Source organism: Streptomyces sp. NPDC033177 (genome assembly GCF_055577715.1).
This window is the reverse complement of sequence record NZ_JBVIPS010000014.1, coordinates 19,368-38,198: the sequence shown is the minus strand read 5'-3', so window position 1 is coordinate 38,198 and position 18,831 is coordinate 19,368. Positions and strand designations below refer to the sequence as shown.

General features: G+C 68.3%; 10 protein-coding genes and 4 pseudogenes. 4 read left to right on the top strand and 10 right to left on the bottom strand.

Features of this window, described 5'->3' with window-relative positions; all coding sequences use genetic code 11:
* Positions 1-68: 68 nt before the first annotated feature.
* Positions 69-1,164, bottom strand: a pseudogene (locus ACZ5U5_RS38100) (integrase core domain-containing protein).
* 77 nt (positions 1,165-1,241) lie between these two features.
* Between ACZ5U5_RS38100 and ACZ5U5_RS38095 the strand changes: the two are divergent.
* Positions 1,242-1,482: pseudogene (locus ACZ5U5_RS38095) on the top strand (short-chain fatty acyl-CoA regulator family protein); the annotation flags it as partial.
* 69 nt (positions 1,483-1,551) lie between these two features.
* On the opposite strand, the gene ACZ5U5_RS38090 reads toward ACZ5U5_RS38095, so the two are convergent.
* Genes ACZ5U5_RS38090 through ACZ5U5_RS38065 form a run of 6 tightly spaced genes read right to left on the bottom strand, consistent with a single transcriptional unit; the run spans position 1,552 to position 9,181 of the window.
* Entirely contained in the window at positions 1,552-2,076 is a 525-nt protein-coding gene (locus tag ACZ5U5_RS38090; protein ID WP_469031067.1) for a hypothetical protein, read from the bottom strand.
* 45 nt (positions 2,077-2,121) lie between these two features.
* Positions 2,122-2,277, bottom strand: coding sequence for a hypothetical protein (locus ACZ5U5_RS38085; protein ID WP_469031065.1), 156 nt, complete (start codon positions 2,275-2,277; stop codon positions 2,122-2,124).
* 41 nt (positions 2,278-2,318) lie between these two features.
* Positions 2,319-5,069: a hypothetical protein gene (locus tag ACZ5U5_RS38080; RefSeq protein WP_469031064.1), complete on the bottom strand. Its 2,751-nt coding sequence runs from the start codon at positions 5,067-5,069 to the stop codon at positions 2,319-2,321.
* Between the two features lie 58 nt (positions 5,070-5,127).
* Positions 5,128-5,898 carry a 4Fe-4S single cluster domain-containing protein gene (locus ACZ5U5_RS38075; protein ID WP_469031063.1) on the bottom strand — a complete coding sequence of 257 codons (771 nt, stop codon included), beginning with the start codon at positions 5,896-5,898 and terminating at the stop codon, positions 5,128-5,130.
* Complete coding sequence (locus ACZ5U5_RS38070; protein ID WP_469031061.1) at positions 5,895-7,874, bottom strand: AAA family ATPase; 1,980 nt, start codon at positions 7,872-7,874, stop codon at positions 5,895-5,897. The genes ACZ5U5_RS38075 and ACZ5U5_RS38070 overlap by 4 nt, the downstream gene beginning before the upstream one ends.
* The gene (locus ACZ5U5_RS38065; RefSeq protein ID WP_469031059.1) at positions 7,874-9,181 is read right to left on the bottom strand and encodes a hypothetical protein; all 1,308 of its coding nucleotides are present in this window, start codon (positions 9,179-9,181) and stop codon (positions 7,874-7,876) included. The genes ACZ5U5_RS38070 and ACZ5U5_RS38065 overlap by 1 nt, the downstream gene beginning before the upstream one ends.
* 608 nt (positions 9,182-9,789) lie before the next feature.
* Between ACZ5U5_RS38065 and ACZ5U5_RS38060 the strand changes: the two genes are divergently transcribed.
* On the top strand, positions 9,790-10,839 hold the full coding sequence (locus tag ACZ5U5_RS38060; protein ID WP_469031058.1) for a hypothetical protein: 1,050 nt from the start codon (positions 9,790-9,792) through the stop codon (positions 10,837-10,839).
* Positions 10,836-14,705, top strand: coding sequence for a CHAT domain-containing protein (locus ACZ5U5_RS38055; RefSeq protein WP_469031057.1), 3,870 nt, complete (start codon positions 10,836-10,838; stop codon positions 14,703-14,705). The genes ACZ5U5_RS38060 and ACZ5U5_RS38055 overlap by 4 nt, the downstream gene beginning before the upstream one ends.
* A 161-nt stretch (positions 14,706-14,866) precedes the next feature.
* Here the strand turns inward: ACZ5U5_RS38055 and ACZ5U5_RS38050 are convergent.
* Positions 14,867-15,952 (bottom strand): annotated as a pseudogene (locus tag ACZ5U5_RS38050) (integrase core domain-containing protein).
* A 382-nt stretch (positions 15,953-16,334) separates the two neighbouring features.
* Between ACZ5U5_RS38050 and ACZ5U5_RS38045 the strand changes: the two are divergent.
* Positions 16,335-16,832, top strand: coding sequence for a Pycsar system effector family protein (locus tag ACZ5U5_RS38045; RefSeq protein ID WP_469031055.1), 498 nt, complete (start codon positions 16,335-16,337; stop codon positions 16,830-16,832).
* 615 nt (positions 16,833-17,447) lie between these two features.
* Here the strand turns inward: ACZ5U5_RS38045 and ACZ5U5_RS38040 are convergent.
* Both ACZ5U5_RS38040 and ACZ5U5_RS38035 read right to left on the bottom strand, forming a co-directional pair.
* Positions 17,448-18,083, bottom strand: a complete 636-nt coding sequence (locus tag ACZ5U5_RS38040; protein WP_469031054.1) for a terpene synthase family protein — start codon at positions 18,081-18,083, stop codon at positions 17,448-17,450.
* Positions 18,084-18,513: 430 nt separating this feature from the next.
* A pseudogene (locus ACZ5U5_RS38035) lies at positions 18,514-18,825 on the bottom strand (transposase); the annotation flags it as partial.
* Positions 18,826-18,831: the final 6 nt, after the last annotated feature.

Genomic DNA, 18,831 nt, shown 5'->3' with positions numbered 1-18,831 from the left:
CTCTCGCTTCGGGTTGGGCAGGTCGGTGGCGTCGAAGCCTGTGCCGTTCGGAAACTCATCGCCCCTGGTCAGGTTGCATATCTGTACTCGTTGATAACGCCGCCGAGTATTCGGGTGCGTAGAGCGCGGTGAGCGGGCGGAGCGGTCATGGGCGTCGGGTGCTTCCGGGCGAGGGGAGGGAGCTGTCGGCGAGTCTGGTGGGGGCGATGACTGTTGTAATGCCGGGCGTACACATCGAGGACGTGCCGGGCGTGGGACTCGTTCCAGATCAAGAGGTAGTCGAGGACCTCGCGCCGCAGGGTGCCGATGACCCGTTCACAGTGGGCGTTCATCCGAGGGGCCTGCGGCGCGCTTCTCACAACTTGGATGTCGTCGGCCGCGAAGACCGCGTCGAAGGGGTCGGTGTACTCCGCGTCCCGGTCTCGGAGCAGGAAACGCAGTGAGTCCGCCCGCATACCCAACTCGACGGCAAGGTTCCTCGCCTGTTGCACCGTCCAGGGCCCGGTGGGATGGGCAGTCACTCCCGCGATGTGCAGCCGGCGTGTGCCGTGCTCGAGGAACACGAGCGCGTACACCCGGCGCAAGTTGACCAGGTCGACCAGGTCGATATGGACGAAGTCGCAGGCAATGATGCCCTCAGCTTGCGCGGTCAGGAACTCGCGCCACGTCGGACCGTTGCGGCGTGGGGCCGGATCAAATCCCGCTGCAGTGAGGATCTCCCAGATCGTCGTCGAGCCGACCGGACGCCCGAGCCGGACGAGTTCGCCCTGGATCCGTCGGCAGCCCCAGCGCGGATTCTCTTTGGCGAGCCGCAGTACCAGAGCCTTCACCGCACTCGCAGTCGACGGTCGACCGGGCCTACTCCGGCGCTTGCTGTAGTCCCATTTCCGGGCGATCAGCCTGCGGTGCCACGCCAGCAGCGTCGCGGGTGCCACCGGGAACACCTGCGCCCACCGGCGTCGCGGAATCAGCGAGGAAAGCCCTGCAAACCACAGTCGATCCGCCAGCTCGTAGCGCACCGGCTTCGTGAGCTGCCTGCGCAGCACCGCGTTCCTCGTGCCGCAGCACCAGCAATTCCGCGTCCTTGGCCACCCCTTTGCGTAGCAGCACCGCCGGAACCGCGAGCAGTTTCCGCGAGACCTGGTACACCAGTGAAATGATCACCCGGCCAGGGTTCCAGCAGACAGCGATGCCGCGCCAGACCACCTCCGAGTAGTAGCGATGAGTTTTCGAACGGCACAGGGTGGGGCGAACCGGGCAAGACCTTCGCCATCGGCCTCGGCTGCGAGATCCGCCACGCCCACCGGCTCGTCCGACGGCCTCGACAACGCCTCCGCGGCCACCCCCATCGGCATGGGCTGCCGCGTCTGCGAAGGCCTCGGTTGCCCGCAGCGCGCCGCGCCGCCGCTCAGCCGCGCCCTGCGGATCGACCAGAACAGCAGCATGTTCGTCCCGTATCCGGTGGCCGACCCGCACACCTGACGAGCCGCCGGGCGTGCGCCCTGACCAGGCGCCCTTCCTACGCCTGGAAGAAGCCGGGCTTCTGCGGGGCTAGCTTTGCCACTTGCGGAACGCCTTGATGACATCTCCGTTCGTGATGAGGCCCGCCTGCTTCTCGTAGGAGGCGGTCAGGCTTTCGGCCAGGAAGTCCACATCGCACTTCTCGGCCCGGTGGGTGACGGCCCACGTTGCTGCGGCGGGGACACCCTGCTCCTGGACGAGCGTCTCGACGATCGCTCCGACTTCTCGGTTCTGCTTCCTTCCCAGGCCGAAGGACGCCCAGGTTCCGGTGGTGATCCCGTCGGCCACCCGCAGGCTGACAAGCAAGGTGAGAGGGCCGCTCTTCCAGTCCCGGTATGCGACACCCTTGAGCCCAGCGCCCGTGACGGCCCCATTGGCGTGCCGAACCCGATCGATCTCCGCGGCGGCCAACTCGTAGGACTCGGGGGACAGGCCGCTGAGAAGTCTCAGCAAGTGCTCCCCCGGATCGGGAAGTTGCTCGGCTACCCGGTCACTCACCGCGACAAGGCCGGGAGGGCTCAGGTCGATCTCCTCGGTGCTTGAAAACAATCCCATGACTCACTCCTGAGTTTCGGATGCCGACGTGGGACCGGAGCGCCACTACTTCCCGTCGACGGCTCGACGGGCGCGGTTTCCACGGGAACCGCTCTCCTTGTACAGGGTCATGAGGAGGTCCAGATCGTGTTTGTCGAGCGATCCGATGCCAAGCCGTTCGGCCTTGACCAGAGCCCTCTCGTACTGTTCTGCGGTTGCCATCGGTCCTCTCTCCGTCGGTGGTTGGAAGCTTCGGTGGATCGTCATCGTCGGTAGGTGTTGTCAGTGGCGGGCCGCGACCTCTCTCTGGGGCCGAGGAGCCAAAGAGAGAGGATCAGGCCGGCGAGCAGGAACAGCGCGGGCCACGGCCAACGCAGTGCCAGCGTCACGCCGAGCAGTGCGTGAATCAGCCCGTCCGCCCACAGGTGCCAGGCGAGTGCGACTGCGGCGACGCTGCCCAGGACTGCGAAAGCCACCCTTGTACGGAGACGGACCGTACTCACCGCCCACCGCAGTGCAGCGGCCATCGCGAGCAGCGAACAGAGGGCGGGCAACCATGGCTGGACACTTGACAGATGAGCCTTCCAGCCGAACACGGCCCCGTCGTCGAGCCACTCGGGCCGGGTCTCAGCCACCTCCACGGACGCGTTCTCCAGCGAGTCGACCCAGCCGGGCGGTTCGTCGCCGTCGACCTCGGTCCTGGCCTCCTGCCACAGGAGGGGAGCCGAGCGCCAGGCCGGGGGATCGGTGCCGCTCGCCTTCTTCGGCGTGCCGCGATCGGGGGCGGCCGCTACGGCGGCCGGCGGCGGAGTGTAGGGCTGCCAGCCGTACGCGACGTAACCAGCGAAGTCGAGCAGCGCCACAGTGATGACCAGCAGCCACAGCCACCGCACGGTGAGCAGCCCCTGGTGGGCCCGCCGGGCCGTTTCCCTGCGGCGCTCCACCGCCGCCTGGCGGTCTTCCACCGATCCGCGTCCGGCGACCTGCCGGATCCGTACGCCGACTTCAATGGCTTTGCGCCGGAGCACGGCCCGCAGTTGTGCCCGGCGGGCTCGGCGGTGATGGCGGGCGTGCAGAGCCACCTGTTCCGCCAGCATCAGCGCGAGAGCTACAGCGCTGATCGCCGGAGCACCGAGCGGGGCCGACGCCTTCGGCGGTGGTGCTGCTTCGCCCACCGCCGCCTGCGGTTCCTGAGTCCGCAGCGCGGCGAGGGCCTCCTCATACAGTGGCGTCCACCAGGCCATGGTGAAGTGGTTCGGCCGGGCCCGTCCGATGCTGTCGGCAGCGCTCGCCAGGAACTCCTCGTCGCCCAGCGCCAGCAGCAGGACCGTCGGATACAGCTGGTCGTCGTTGACCGAAGGCAGATCCAGTACGGATCGGGCGTCGTCGCGGTGCGCTGCGAACAGCTCCGCCATGTCGGCCCTCAGCCGGGCGTCGGTGTCGGCGGCCTCGTCGCGGACGGCGGCCAGAGCCCTGACCGCGCGTTCCCGTGTCGCCTCAGCGGCTCGCGGGACCAACTCGGCGAGCCGTCCCAGGACCGGGCAGCCCTGGGCTCCCGTCGAGTGCCTGGCGCACTGGTGACGTGCCGCCTCCTGGAGAACCCCACTGTCCAGGACATCACGGATGACAGTGACAGCGTGGCCGTGGGCGAGGCGACGCAGGCCGTCCTCATCGATGGGCCGACCGTGGAAGCGAGGCGCGGCGAACGGTGTGAACCGGGCGGAGAGCACGGCCAGACACATCTCCGCTGCCCAGGGGCCGCTCCTGCGTGCCCCCGGGCGACGGAAAGTGCCCCCGTCGAGTCCTTCGTCGTGACCGCCCTCGACCAGCCACATGAGCAGGTCACCGGCGTTGTCGTTGTTGCGCAGCCAGTCCGTCGCCCGGTCGCCGTCGTCGACCAGCGCCACCACCAGGTCCGCCGGATCCAGGTGTCCGACGCCCTTGTAGACGAACGGCTCCTGCTGCGGGCGGTGGGCCGAACTGTTCTCGAGCCACTCGCGTACGTCCGAGGCGCCCCATCGCTCTGCGGGATCAGCCGCGGACAGCCTGCGCAGAAGCTCGTCCCAGGCCGGCTCACCGATCGACGGCGGCGCCTGCCGGGCCAGGACGGCATCCGTCATCGCCTGGTTGCCGACGACATCCGCCAAGGGCGCTTCCGCGGTGAGCAGTTCGTGGATGATCACAGCGACACTCGGCCAGCTGTCGGCGGCGTGCCACCTTCCCTGGCGCACCAGATGCCGTGGCGTGAGATAGGGCGTCACGGGCAGTTCCGGACCGCGCGAACGCGAGGCGCCGACTGAGGCCGCACCGTCGAGGTCGGCGACGAGCAGCCCGGCCCCGCCGGGGATCCGGCACAGCAACGTGTGCGTGGACAGATCCGCCACGATCGCCTTGGCGTCCGAGTTCCAGGCCTCGAGCAGCGCGGTGAGTTCGAAGAGAATCGCTCGGACCGTCTGCTCGGGAAGACCGCCGTGGGGTCCGGCACCCGAAGAGCCCCTGACCCCTTCCAGGACGTCCCGCAGACGCCCGCCCGCCGGCCATTCGATCTCCTCCCAGGAGACCGGCCGCCCGTCCGGAGCGGCCTCGATGCCGTGATCCTTGAGAGCGGCGACATGAGCACCGCAGTGCGAGCGCACGCGTTCCTTGAGGACGTCGTCGGGGGAGAAGCCCGGCTGGTGCACCTTCAGGAGCACCTGGCTGCTCCGGCCGTGTGTGGGGGCCGCGATCCAGAGCCGTCCGCCGACGCCGATCTCCTCGGGGAAGGACGACAGCAGCCGGTAGCGCCTGCCCAGGCCGGGGGGTATCACCGTGGCAGCCCGGTCATCCGGCGCCGTGCCGTCGGCTGTTCCCGCGCGCGGCGTTTCCGGGTCGGGATCGAGGATCGATCCCAGACGGGCTCGGACCGCGGCGTCGTCCGGGCCGGCCGTGCCCGTGACCGGGCTCTCTGCGGAACCCGTCCGGTCAGTGGCGGAGGTGCGCCGCGAGCGCTGAGGAGCCGTGTTGCTGTCGTGCACGTCGCAGTATGAGGAGTGCCACTCGTGTCTGCCCCTGGTGCAGAAGTAATGCATGTGGTTATTCCGGTTCCGTGGGATCGGCGGCAGGTCCGAAGGGAGCGACACCGTGACTTCGGTGACGGTCGGGTGCTTGTGCGTCCTTGTCGTCACGCGCCGGACGCCAGGACGTCTGTCCGACCGTCACATCCGATCGGCGCAGTGCACGATCCAACCGCGGCAGATCGCCGGTCCTCGGTACGCCGATCATCCAAACGCGTTCGTCCGTGACGACTCGTTGCATGGGCGGACGTTCGGGCCGACTGTCGATGTGCGGCGCGTAGCGGAGCTCGCCGAGTTCGCTCAGCGGGTGGAGGATCTGGTTGGCGGATCCGCGCCACACCAGCGTGGTCGGAAGCTCGGCGCGAAACGGTCCGGTGATGACAGCGTCCGCGAGTTCGCTCACCCGCGGCATCCGCCGCTGGAACTCCTCCCACTCGTATCCGGTGTAGAGCAGGATGTCCTCGGCTGCGGATCCGGAAATCTTCCGCACGCCCTCCAGGAGCAGGGTGAGGGCCTCGGGTTGGTCGCCCGGCTCGCCGCCGCTGATCGTCAGACCCTCCGCGCCGGCGGCCCGCGCGTCCCGCCAGACGTCATGGAGCTGCGGCGCCGTCATTTCCAGACCGGTCTCGGGGTTCCAGGTGTCGAGAGCCAGACAGCCGTGGCAGCGGATCGAACAGCCCTGCACCCAGACGCCGAGCCGCGTCCCCGGTCCGAGCGCGGTCACCGGGAAGACCACCCGGCTGACGCGCAGGACGGATTCGCTTCTCGTGGGCGCGGGTCGGTCGTTCAACGTGTCAGCTCCAGTCTCCACACGGTGCCGTCCAGATACAGCCCGGTCACTCGCAGTTCCTCCCCGGGACGGCACGGCTGGTCGAAGATGCGGCGGCTGACCGGATTCACCAGTGCGCTCTCCACGAGGTTGAGCACTCCGCGAGCACCGAGCGCGAGGTTCCCCCCCGCGTTCTCCGCCAGGGTTTCGCGTACGTCCTGGGAGAACGACAGCCGGGCCTTGTGGGTGAGCAGGACACGCTCGGCGAAGATGTCCATCGCCCGGTCGAGGATCTGCCGGGCGATCCCGGAATCGATGTAGCCGAGGGAGACGTAACTGTCGCCGAAGCGGTTGCGCAGTTCGGGCCGGCCGATCTGTTTGTCGAAGTACTCGACATAGGCCTGCCTGAGGTGCTCGGCGAATCGCGCCGGATCCTTCTGGAAGTCCGTGGGCGGTTGTACGGAAAGGGAACTGTCCGCGTCCTCGTCCCCGGATTCACCGTCGGCCGTGCTCTCCGTGGCGCCGAGGTTCGAGGTGAAGATCAGGAAGCATTCGGTGAAGTACACGGTGGCGCCGCGGCTGTCCGTGAGCCTGCCGTCGTCCAGGATCTGCAGGAAGAGATCGAGGATCCGTTCGTGCGCCTTCTCGACCTCGTCGAAGAGGAGAACGCTGGCGGGCTGCGCGCGAACGGCGTTGGTCAGCTCGCCTCCCGAGTCGTATCCGACATACCCGGGAGGCGCCCCGATCAGCCGCTGGCGGCTCTCGTCGGCACGGAACTCGGACATGTCGAAGCGCACCGGAGACGCCTCCTTGCCCAGGAGCAGTTTGGTGATCGACCTCGCCAGTTCGGTCTTCCCCACTCCGGTGGGGCCGGCGAGGAAGAGCACTCCGCGTGGCCGGTTGGGCGTACTGGAGGACTGGGCGCCGGTCAGCCCGACGGCGGCGCGGACCAGGATGTCCACGGTCTTCTCGACGGCCTCCGGCTGGCCCAGCACACTCTTCGACAGATACGCGGAGGCGTTCGACAACTGCTCCCTGATGGTCGCGCTCGCCCACGGGTCCTCGGTGATGCCGACGCGCACCAGCCGGGCCGCGTCGGAGAACTTGGAAGGGCCGGACGGCAGGCTCGCGGCGGTGAGCACCGCGGTGCGTACATGCCGCGCCGTCATGCCGTCGGTGGCGCCGGCGATCGCCTCGATGTCCTCGGGCGGAGGGCTGTCGGCCCTGGTGAAATAGCGGGCAGCGGTGTGGCGCCGGTCGAGGTCCGGCAGCGGCACCCTGATCACGCGCAACGCGCCGCTGCCGATCGGGAAACCGCTGTGCAGGTGCTCCTGCTGCTCACAGATCCAGAAGATCGTCACGGCGAACGTCTCCTGGGACGCACTCAACGGGGAGGGCACCGTGCTCGCACTGTGACCGAGAGCTTCGATGGTGGTCATCAGGGTGCGTTCCGCGGGATCGGGCATCCCGTCCGCAGGCATGATCCGCGCCGCGTACGGAACGACGAGGCCGATGGGCGCGCCGTCGTCCTCCGGGTCGGTCCTGGCCGCGTGCAGGTCGATGAGCAGCGCTCTGAGGTCTGGGCCTCCGAGTTCATCGTCGTTCTGCTCGTACGACTTGACCACCTCGGTCAGCGCGGCCGGCAGCGCGCGGCCGTCTCCTCGCCCCGGAGGACGAATCGGGGTCAGTCCGCTCAGTGGGTCCAGCTGCAGCAGTCCGGCGTACCCCCTGGCCTGGCAGATTGTCGCCAGCACCTCGGACAGGGGCAGCATGCGCTCGACCGGGGAGAGAGCGCCGTCGACGGCCGGATCGCCCTTCGGAAGCACCATGACGCGGTGCAGGTCCCGGACGTTGCCGGTCAGCAGCAGCTGAGGCGCCAGCGAAAGGGAGAGGTCCACCTCACGCATCCACGCCTCGGGTAATTCCGGGACGCCCTTGAAGCAGGCGTTGGGCGCCCGGTCCTCGGTGATGTCGTACTCGGCCCAGGCACTGTTCATCAGGCACTTCCCGTCGGTCTGCGCTGCTGGCTCCTCATCGCCGCGGCACGGCGACGCAGCTCGGCCGCCTGAAGCCTGCGCCGGGCGCTTTCGGCCGCTTGCGCTTTCGCCTCCACGGAGCCTTCGGAGCTGGTTCGCACGACCTCTGCCTGGACGGCCTCCGCCGCCACGGCCCCGGCGGGTGGTCCTTCGGTCCAGCTGACGGGGCAGCCGTGATCGGCCATCCGGGCGGCGAACTCGTCCATCCGGTCGCACAGCAGGTTCTGGGCCTCCGTGTCACCGGCGGGGTTGCCGCCGGGAAGCCGTACCACTTCGGCGTGGACCAGGGAGTTCTGCTCGATCGTCAGCCGTACGGCGTGACCGGCCTGCGTCGGGTGTGCGGTCCGGGTCGGGAGCGGGGCGGCGAGCGCCCGGTCGTCCGTGCCGGCGGCGGTGAGGATCACCATGGGGGTCTCGGGGCCGAAGTCCCACACATCGGCCATGGCCTGTTCCATGGTCGCGAGGAGATCGGATCTGTCCTGCCACGACGTCAACTCCCCGAGAAGCGTGCGGGACTGGTCGTACAGCCGCTGCAACCGAGGGCTGTCGAGACCGGCAGCCGCCACCCGGTTGGACAGGGTGGCGGCGTAGTCGTGCCCGTGGGTCGAGTCGGCGATCCGGCCGATCAGCAACTGGATCCGTTCACGTAAGGACGCGGCCCGCTCCCCGTCCCTCCGCTCCTCGATCGCGGCGTCTGCCTCGGCCCGTACCCGTGCCAGGGCGAGAGCGTCTCCGGTGTCTCCCGCGACGGAGGTCCGGACGAGTTCGAGGATCTGGTCCTTCCGATCCGGGAACACCTCGATCACCTCTGCCGCCTGCGTGTACGCCTTCTCGGTCTCGGCGCTGTTCAACGGTTTGTGTTCCGGGTCGCGCCGGGCCCCCTGTCGCTCTCGCCAGCGGGCGAGTTCCTCTGCCGCGCTGGGGCCGACGGGCGGCGGGGCGGTCTCCGTGGCCAGGAGTCGCGCTGCCGGACGCGCGGATGAGGAGTGGACGGCGATCGCGGAATGGAGCTTCTCCTCGGTTCGGGCGAGGAGCGCCGAGGTGGCGTCGAGTGCCGATGCGAGGTTGCCGGAATCGGCGTCGAGGTCGGGCTCCCTCACCGAAGGGACAGAGATACTGCTGCCGGTGACCGCACCGACGACGGCGGCGCGACGTTCCAGGGTTCTTGCTCTGCGGCGGAGTTCGACGAACGCCTCCCAATGACGCAGACAGGCGGATCGCTCCTGCTCTGCGAGCAGCTTCCAGTCGATGACGACGGACGAACTCATATGCCCCCATGCCCCCGAGCTGAGCCCGAACTGCCCCGCGTGGGCCTGCGTGAGCTCGCTTTCCGTGAGGGCAAGTTAGCGGACAGCGGTCCACCTCATCTGGCAATGTCACCATAAGTGCGATTGAGGCAGAATCTGTTCTCTATTTTGCGCTTTTGCATATTTGACGCAAAACCGTACGAGTCCCATGCTTCACCCATGGTGTCCTCAGAGTCCCAGGACGGTGCCGCAGCTCCCGGGGGGAGAGCCGAACCGCAGTCCCTGGAAGGCGCGTTCGACGAACTCGGTACGTTGGTGAGCCCGCTCGGCGGTCTCCCCTCGGGGGGAGGCGAGTTCGGGTGGTACTGCGAGGTGGCCGGGTGTCTCACCCGGGACACCGGCACCTCTGAGTACTCGGACAGCGGAATCGTCAGCTGCAGTGCTCACGGTCAGGCCGTGACGCTCAAGTACGGTTCGTTGAAACCGCCTCTCGACAGCGACTGACCGACCGCTCCATTAGAGATTCAGGGGCACGCCGACGAGGCTCGAGGAGACCCCGGGGAGGTGGGTTCGCGGTGGAACTGGCGCGCACATTGATCGGCGGGCGTGCGAACAGGTGGCTGCTGAGGGTGAGCGGAGGCGCGTTCGCCTTCTGGGCGGTGGTGGTCGTGGGCCTCAGCGCCCGGCTGCCCGGAGCCACCGACTGTTCCGGTTCCGCCGAAGGGCGGGTCACGCGTCTGTGGTGCGAGGGTTCGGCCGTCGATCCGGTGGCCGTCGTCGTGGGCATCGTCCTGGCACTCACGCTGGCCGTCGGCTCCTCGCTCATCATCGCGGCGGCGACGAAGCCCGTTCTCGCCTGGCTGGCGGGCACCTCGTGGCCCCTGAACGGGCGCTTGGCCAGGCTGACCGCCCGTCGCCTGCGCCACCATCAGCGTGTGTACGCGGCGGCAGTAGGCCGGCTCGCCTCCGCCGCAGGTCACAGGGCGCGTGACTCGGAGGCGGCGGACGACGTGCTCACGCCGGCCCGCGACGCCCGGGCGCTTGCGCGGCGGATGCGCTACCCGAGCCCCGGAGGCCCGTCGCCGCACAGCAACTCCCGGGTGGCTCCAACGCGGTTGGGTAACAGCTTCGCCGCGATGACCGAGCGAGTGGAGACCAGGCACGGCCTGCAACTGGACGTCTGCTGGCCGCTCCTGGAGATCAGTCTGTGCCAGCCGCACCTGGCGGGACTCAAGCGCGAGTCGGAGGTGGTCGCTTCACGGGTGCAGAACCTGCTCTGGGCCGTCTGCACCGGTGTGGTCGCACTCGCCTTCGCCGCAGGATCCCTCTTCGCCGGCGACGGGACGTTGCTCGCGGTGTGCATCCTCATCGCAGCCGTGGCCGCGGGCGCCACGGCGCTGCTGCACCGCGGTCTGGGCGACGCGGTGGACGACTACTGCGACAGCATCGAGGCCGTCCTGGTGGCATCCAGGACGGCACTCTACGAGACAGCAGGCTGGCCACAGCCCACCGACATCACCGCGGAGCGGGCTACGGGACGCCTGCTCACCGCTTACCTCAGCCGCCGTGCCGAGCAGGCCACCGCCCTCACCTTCACCCCGCAGACGTACCCCGTCGACATCGGTCAGGCCGCCCTCGACGCGGGCCAGGCTTCGACCTCGGCAGGACCGACCATATGAGCGGCAGGGAAGGCCGGTCGACCGAGCCGCACAACAGGGGAGTGCTCTCAGGCGCGTTCGCCGATGACGAGATCGGCTGGGTCGCCGCTGAGTTCGCCGCGCTTGCCGGGCTGACACGGAGCTCCGGAGGCGCATGCCGCCCTTACCTCTCCGCTCTCGCCGAGATGGTCGCGGACGAGACCGATGCTTTCTCCTGCCGGGGTCCGGTACCGGAGGCGCTGAACCGACTGCGGGGGCGAGTGGTGGCGCACATGAGGTCCGAGATGCCCGACGACGTCCCGCACGTGACCGTGGATCCCGCCGACTGCCTGAACCTGGCCCGCTTGCTGAGCCACGCGCCGAACGTACCCGCGACGGCTGTGGACGGTCTCGACGGCCCGAGGATCAGGGACCTGAGGGAAGCACTGCACCATCTGTCCACCGCGCGAGCGGCCGTCGCCGGTGAGAGCGCATGGCGGACGGAGGAGACCACTCAGGATCCGCCGCGACCCGGCCTCGTGCCCCTCGGCCTCCAGGCGCACCTGATTCATGTCGAACTCGACACTTTGCTGGAGCACGCCGCCGAATACCGTCCCACCACAGCGCCGTCCGAGGTACGTGCCATGGCCAAGGCGATACGGGACGCCCTGTCCGGCCTGCGCCATGACCATCTCGAACTGCTTGACGAGCTGTTGCCGTTGCTCCACCCGCAGGATCCGGACCTGGTGCGGATCCAGGCCTGTCGACTGGTCACGTGGGCCCATCTGCTCAGAGAGGACCCGGAGCGGCTGGCCGGCACCGAATGGCGGGAATGGCTGAGCGCGCTGTCCGCCCTCGGAGTCCGGGCCGACGTCCCGGACGAGGTGACGGTGACCCTTCGACAGATGGAGTCGGAACTCGTACTCAAGCGGGCCGTGGAGCACGGTCCGGCGACAGCGGAAGAGTCCGGAAACCTGTTGGAAGGGCTGAACGGACTCAAGGACGTCTGGCTCGCGGGTGGAGAACCCTCGGCCGTCGCGGCATCGGTGTATGCCGAGGGCCTCATCCACGCGGTGGTCGAGAGACTGCTCCCGCCGTCGGCCCTGACCGAGGCGATCGAAGCGGCGGAGTACGGGACAACGCAACTGGACCCGCGGGGCGTCGACTTCCCGAGTTCTCTGCTGGTCCGTGGAATGGCCAGAGGCGCGCGGGCCGCGTACTCGTTCGGCGCCGACGACATCGAGCGCGCGCTCAAGGACATCACCCAGGCGCTGCGCACCCTGCCGCCGGACCACCCGGGCGTGCCCAACGCGCTGATGATGCTCTGCCATTCGCTCCTCGGGCGTCTCAACAGGCGCGGCTCGATCAAGGACAGCCGAAGTGCCCTGGCACTACTGGAGAGTTACGCCGACGACATGCCACGTTCCGGGGTCGGACACCTCGTCATGGACGTGTTCCGTGGTCTGGCCCACGTCCGCTTCCACAACAGCGCGGGCGCCGACGACGCCGACTGCGGAATCCCGGCAGCGACGGACAGAAGCCATACCGGGTCGGCGCTGGCGCTGATGCGCACCGCACTGGAGAGCCAGGCCGCCGCGGAGTTGAAACAGGGAATCGAGGGGGCGCTCACGCTGGTCTTCGCCCAGGCCCTGGTACTCGCCGGCGAGCTGCCGGGCCGGAAGACCGCCGTCTATGCCGAACAGGCCCTGCCGTGGGCCGAGCGGTCCTACGCCCTGGCCACGAACGCCGCCGAACGCGTGCACCGCGGGGTGACCCTCGAAGCGATCCGGATAGGCGCGCGTGGGGTGGAGCACATACGGGCACAAGGTGGGCTGGACGAGCGCTTGACCGAGTACGAGAACATGGCGCAGGCGGCAGCATGGAGCAGCGGCGGCGCAGACGGCATGCTCCAAGCGATGCTCACCCTGATTCGTACCGTGCGGAGCCAGCTCCAGGGCACGACGGACGACGCCATTCAGACACTGCGCGCGATCAACATGGCGTCCGAGGGCCAACCCCTTCCGAAAGTGCGCACGGTGGCGCAACTGCGCCTCGCCCGTGCGTTACGGGTCAGAGGAGCGGCCGCGGTCGCCCGGACGTCACAGGAGACACTCGTCCGCCTTCGGAGCGAGGTGGACGTGATGCCGGGGTTGGGCCCCTTGCTGGACGCCGTCGCACCCTCCCTCGGCCCGTCCTCTCCGGCGGCCGAGCAGGGGCACGGGTCACGTGCCGACCTGGCCGAGTCCCGGAGTATCGGCGTGCGGATCCTGCGGGAGAACGCCCGGCAGGTGCTTCTGCAGGAAGGCACCGCGGACGCCTTGTTCTCGGCGCGTGACGCGGGAAGAGAGGCGCTCGAAGTCGCCCACTGGGCCATCGCGGATCGTGCGTGGGACGCGGCCGTACAGGCGCTGGAGTCGGGGCGGGCCCTCGTCCTGCACAGTGCCCATGTGCACCGTGATACCCCCGCGCGTCTGCGCGCGATGGGACGCGGCGACCTTGCCGAATCCTGGAACAGCCACGTCAGGGATACCGGCCTGCTTCGCGTCCCCGAATATGTCGCGGGTGACCCCGGCGCCGACCTGACCGTGCCGAGCGGTCTGACCGGTGTCGTCATGGACCTTCTCGAGGCGGACGGGGCGCTGGACGGTTTGGCGACCCCGCCCCGCGTCGCGGGCATCAGCAACGCGCTGGCAGGGGTGAGTTCCCAGGCGCTCGTCTACCTGCTGCCGCCGGGCCCCGGTCCAGCGGCGGAAGGTTCCCCGCCCGGATTCTCCGGGGGCGGTGCCCTGGTGCTCACAGCCACCGGCAAGGCCTCGTGGGTCCCCTTCCCCGGCACAGCGGCGGCCGGCTCTCCGGCCCTGGACCGCTACCGAGCCGCCCTGCGCTTCTGGAGTTCCTCGGCAGGGGGAGCCGCGAACCCCGCGGGCAATGAGCAGTGGGCGCGAGCACTGTCCGAGATGTGCGACTGGGCCGGCCGGACCATGCTCAAACCCGTCCTGGCCGAACTGGACAGACACTGTCCGCCCCGCCCGGACGGCAGGGCACGCACCGTCCTGATACCGATGGGCGACCTGGCAGCCGTGCCCTGGGCCGCGGTGCCGGTCGGACCGGACGTCCTGGCCATCGATCGGTTGGTGATCTCGTACGCCCCTTCCGCCCGGCAGTTCATCGCGGCCACGGCCAGGCCGCGTCCCGTACCGAACGAACAGGCACTGCTGGTCAACGGCCTGACCGGTCCCGCGGCGGCATGGACCGCCACCGCTCTCCTGCACGGCGGGTTGTATCCCCGAGCCACCGTTCTGAACGTCCGGAACGAGGACGGAGAACAGCAGAAGATCGGTGCGTCACTGCTCACCGAGATCTCGATCGGCGCCGGCTGGACAATGATCGACATCGCCGCTCACCTGGCGCAGGACTTGGCCGAACCGTGGCGCTCGTGTATCCACCTGGGAGAAGAGCGCCTCCGTGTCGACCAGATCGCGAACACAGTGATCAGAGCACCCAGTTCGGTGAACACCGCGGGTCAGGCGAATCCCGGCGGCGTATGCGTGTCGCTGGCTTGCTGCACCAGCAACCTCAGCGATCGCTACCCCGACGAGGGATTCACCGTCGCGGGCGCCTTTCTTTCCGCGGGAGCGTCAACCGTCCTGGGCTCGCTCTGGCCGTCGCAGAACGCCGCCACGGCATTCGTGATGCTGATGTTTCACCACTTCATGGGGCGTGGACACGAACCCTCGGAGGCTCTGCGCCGTGCACAGCAGTGGATGCGACAGCCCGACCGCCGCATCCCGGAGAGCCTTCCGCGGACCACCGCGAACCGGCTCGCGAGGCAGCTGGAGCAGATCAGCGGCGTGATCGCGCTTGGCTCGCCGAGCCACTGGGCGGGTGCTGTGCATCTCGGCCGCTGAACGTTCGAAGACGGCCGGTACGTCGCGGGCCGGGCGGCATCCCATACGGCATGACGCCGATGGTCAGCCCGTCGGCACGGCCTGTGTGGCACTGCCGCCCGTGTGGCAGGGCCGTGCGGGTACGCCGAGACTGCGCCTGCCGAAAACTCCATCCGTGCAGTTCAAGCGGCATGTTGGTACTCGTGCAGGATTCCGCCGAGGCGGTCTTTCCGCCGTACCTTCAGCCGGGTGGTCTGTGCGGGGGTGAGCGGTTCCGGGGCCGTGCGCAGTGGTGCTGCCTGGTCTATCGCTTGGTGGGGCCGGTGGTGGTTGTAGTGCAGTTCGAACTGGCGGAGTGCTTGGCGCAGGTGTTGCTCGTTTGAAGATGAGGGTGCGGTCCAGTAGTTCGTGGCGGCAGGTCTGGACCCAGCGTTCCATGATCGCGTTCATGCGCGGTATCCGGACGCCGGTGCGTACGACTTGGATGCCGGCGTTGGTCAGGATGTCGTCGAAGAGGGCGGGGTATTTCGCGTCCCGGTCTCGGACCAGGTACGCGTGGGTGGCCTGTGCGTCTGTGAGGTCCATGGCCAGGTTTCGGGCGGACTGGGTGACCAAGGCGGCGGTTGGGTGGGCTGTGGTGCCGAGGATCCGGATGCGGCGGGTGGCGTGTTCGGTGACCGCGAGGATGTACTGGCGTCGGCCGGTCAAAGTCAAGGTCTCGATGAAGTCGCAGGCCAGGAGAGCGTCTGCCTGCGAGCGCAGGAAATCGGCCCAGGTGGTGGCGTTCCGGTCGGGCGCGGGGTCGATTCCCTCGGAGATGAGGATCTCCCAGACGGTGGAGGCCGCGACCTTGATGCCGAGGGTGGCGAGTTCGCCGTGCACCCTGCGGTAGCCCCACGACGGGTTCCCCCGCACCAGGCGCAGGACCAGTTTGCGGATCGAATGGACCGTGGGTGGCCGACCGGGCTTCTTGGGCCAGCAGGTGCGGGCGTGACGCCGCTTCATCAAGTCGCGATGCCAGCGCAGCACCGTATCAGTAGGCGCAATCGGCGCAGGGCGTTGCGGGGCAATGGCACCAGCAGAGCGGCAAGGAACACCCGGTCTTGTGGAGCAAGCTTCACCCGGTCCGCGCCGAGTTGTCGCTCCAGGGCGGTGAGCTGGTGGCGCAGGGCGAGTATCTCCGTGACCTTGTCGCGGTCGCTCGTCGGCAGCAACCGCAGCGCGGCGAACAGGCTAGTGACGGTCAGGTAGGCGAGACGAAGTAGCACGAGTGCTTATCCTGCCGCATTATCGAGGACGCTCCTGAGCTGCATGGATGACATTTTCGGCAGGCGCAGAGTTCCCCGGGGCCCCGAAGCGCCAGCAGGCTGGTGTAGCCGTTCGCAGAGCCGACGGTGGCCTTGGCTAGCCCACCGATGATCAGGACCAGAAAGTCCGGTGGGTCGCCTTCACACATGAGCATTTCATTGCGGTCCCACGCGCGTACCCGGCCCGCTCCCCGGAGCAGCAGAAGGTCCTCCGGGGAGAAGTGCTCCGTAAATCCATGCCGCTGCATGCCTCACCCCCTCGCTGTGTGCCACTTGGCGCACCACTGGCGGCCTCTGCGGGGTATGAACTTGGCAACTGTCCCCACAGTCACAGGAGAACGCCATGACCCCGATCCCCGATCCAGCGGACACGGCCTGGCGCGTCCACGCCGCCCTCGCGGACCTGACGGGGAAGGCGGACACCAAGGCCGCCTTCGCTCTCAGCGTCGAGTCGGTGGTCCTTGGCGCCGTGTTCGCTCTGTCGAAGGACACGTCGTTCGGGGACATCTCGGGCTTGTTCCCTTTGTTGTTGCTTTGGCTCGGTGTGGTGCTGCTGGCCTCGGCGGCTTCGCTGTCCATGTGGGCTGTCCTGCCCCGTACGAAGCCTTCCTTGAGCGACCAGGGAGGTCGGTCCAACATTGTGTACTTCGGTGACCTGCGGCGCCGCGAGCCGCAGCAGCTCACCGAGGCGCTACGTACCACCGACCCGCTACCCGACCTCAGTCGCCAACTGGTGGTGATGTCGCAGATCGTGTGGCGCAAACAGCACTTGGTTCAGTTCTCCTTTATGGCCGCCGCGGTGGGCACAGGTTCGCTTACCGCGGCGTTCCTGGCGGGCTGACCGACGCGTGTGGTCTCGCCTGCCACGATCCCGCCGGGAACGTGGCAGGCGCCAGTGGCCGGTGGGCCCCATCAGTGCCTGTCGTATGCGGTTACCGCCGACGAGGCGTGAGCCGTGCCAGAGCGGAGGGTGGCGGAGACCGTACAGAATGCAGGAACTCCGTCCCTTCTGATCAACTCCACCCGTCTTCACCGCCCCGCGAAGTGGTTTTCGTACCGGCAGAGGCATGCTTTGCCTGTCGTCCAGAGCCCTCCTGCGGTAACGGGCCGTCAAGTGGCCGCAGGAAGCGACGCGCAGAATAGCCAGATCTCCGCAGGGCTTTGTCGCCCAATAGGCGCACCGAGCGGTACTTTCCTTGCAGACCTTGCGTACGCGAGTGTTCCAGAAGCGGTGCGACGCGGTCTTCGTCGATGGGAGCCGCCCCGGCTCGAACGTCACGTTCCAAGCCGTCTGTTAGTGCGAGCAGTGTCAGAAGGTTCTGCGGTGAGCATTACGCTCGGGAAGGCTGCTCGCCTGGGGACCTGCATGCCGAAATTCACTCGTGCACCGCAGAGGGCATCCCCAATCAAGGGGTGCGGGTCTCTGGCATGGGCTGATTCAGGAGCAGGTTTTGCATCATGAGAGGGGTGTGCCTGGCGTTTTGGGCTCTGTCCTCTCGGCGGCTGGGCGTGAGTGGGTGAGTCGCATGATGTGAGGGGCGGGAGCGTGCTCATGGGGGCGGAGGATGACGGTTGCGTCGGTCAGGCCGTTCCAGGTGTGGCCGCGGCCGTTGTAGCGGGGAGTGAGGTAGGACCATTCGAGGTTCCCGGCGATCATCGCTTCCAGCGCGTCCAGGTAGGCGCCGAGGTCGCTGCCCGGGGCTACCGGGCCGGTGCACAGTTGGCCGGTGAGGTGGTCGAAGCCGGTTTCGACGCGGTGGACGGTGGCGGCGATGCGGTCGACGGCCGCCTGGTGGTTGCCGCCGTTCTCGGCGAGCGCGAGCTGGATCTCGTTCATGGTGTCGCCGCCGTCGAGCTCTTTGCGGTAGGAGAAGATGTCGTTGCCGCCGATCTTGTGGCGGGCCACCAGCGTGTTGAGGCGCCGCAGTTCGGGCAGTTCTGCCAGGCGTTCACTCAGGTCGATGCCGAGGCCGAATTCGAGGAGATGGAAGCAACACTCCCCGATCGAGCTGTTGCGGTACTGCTCGTTGGTGGGCAAGTCGAGCGACGCGAGGTCCTGGACAAGGTCGCGTTCGGCGTGGCAGGTCGTCAAGAACTCGTGCGTGATGACGCAGGAAGCGTACGGTGCGGGGCCGGCCTCGGCGGTGAGGTCGAGAGACGTTCGCCTGGCGCTGTTTGAGCAGGTCGCGGTGCCATCGCAGGACGGTGTCGGGTCGTGCGAGCAGCCGCAGGCGGCGTAGTGCCTCGCGGGGGAGAGGGCGGAGGAGTGGGGCGAGGAAGGCTCGGTCTGCTGGTGCGAACTTGATCAGTCCCGGACCGAGTTGTCGCTCAAGGACGGTGAGCTGGTGGCGCAGGGCGGGGATCTCCGTGACCTTGTCGCGGTCGCTCACCGGCAGCAACCGCAGCGCGCCGAACAGGTTGGTGACGGTCAAGTAGACAAGACGCAGCAGCACAAGTGCTAATCCTGCCGCACCGTCGCAGAAGCTCCTGAGCTGCATGGATGGCATTCTCGGCAGGCGCAGAGCCCGCACGGAGGTGGAGTCCACCGAGATGTCCCAGTCGATCCGGCCCTCAGCACCCTCGGCGGCCTGGACGCGAGAGAGCAGCATCGCCCACGTTCCGTCCGCCGACCAGCGGCAATGGCGTTTGTAGACCGTCTCTCACGGGCCGAATCGCTCCGGCAGATCACGCCACTGCACACCCCTCCGCACCCGGTACAGCACGCCGTTGATCACCCGCCTATGGTCACTCCACCGACCTCCACGCGCACCGCCACGAGGCAGGAGCGACTCCAGGCGGTCTCGGTCCGCATTCGTTAAATCCTCACGACCCATACACCC

Bases quoted from the DNA above. Each gene is read 5' to 3' on its own strand.
- ACZ5U5_RS38045 (WP_469031055.1), top strand. From the start codon at position 16,335: ATGACCCCGATCCCCGATCCAGCGGACACGGCCTGGCGCGTCCACGCC.
- ACZ5U5_RS38070 (WP_469031061.1), bottom strand. From the start codon at position 7,874: ATGAACAGTGCCTGGGCCGAGTACGACATCACCGAGGACCGGGCGCCC.
- ACZ5U5_RS38090 (WP_469031067.1), bottom strand. From the start codon at position 2,076: ATGGGATTGTTTTCAAGCACCGAGGAGATCGACCTGAGCCCTCCCGGC.
- ACZ5U5_RS38085 (WP_469031065.1), bottom strand. From the start codon at position 2,277: ATGGCAACCGCAGAACAGTACGAGAGGGCTCTGGTCAAGGCCGAACGG.
- ACZ5U5_RS38065 (WP_469031059.1), bottom strand. From the start codon at position 9,181: ATGAGTTCGTCCGTCGTCATCGACTGGAAGCTGCTCGCAGAGCAGGAG.
- ACZ5U5_RS38055 (WP_469031057.1), top strand. From the start codon at position 10,836: ATGAGCGGCAGGGAAGGCCGGTCGACCGAGCCGCACAACAGGGGAGTG.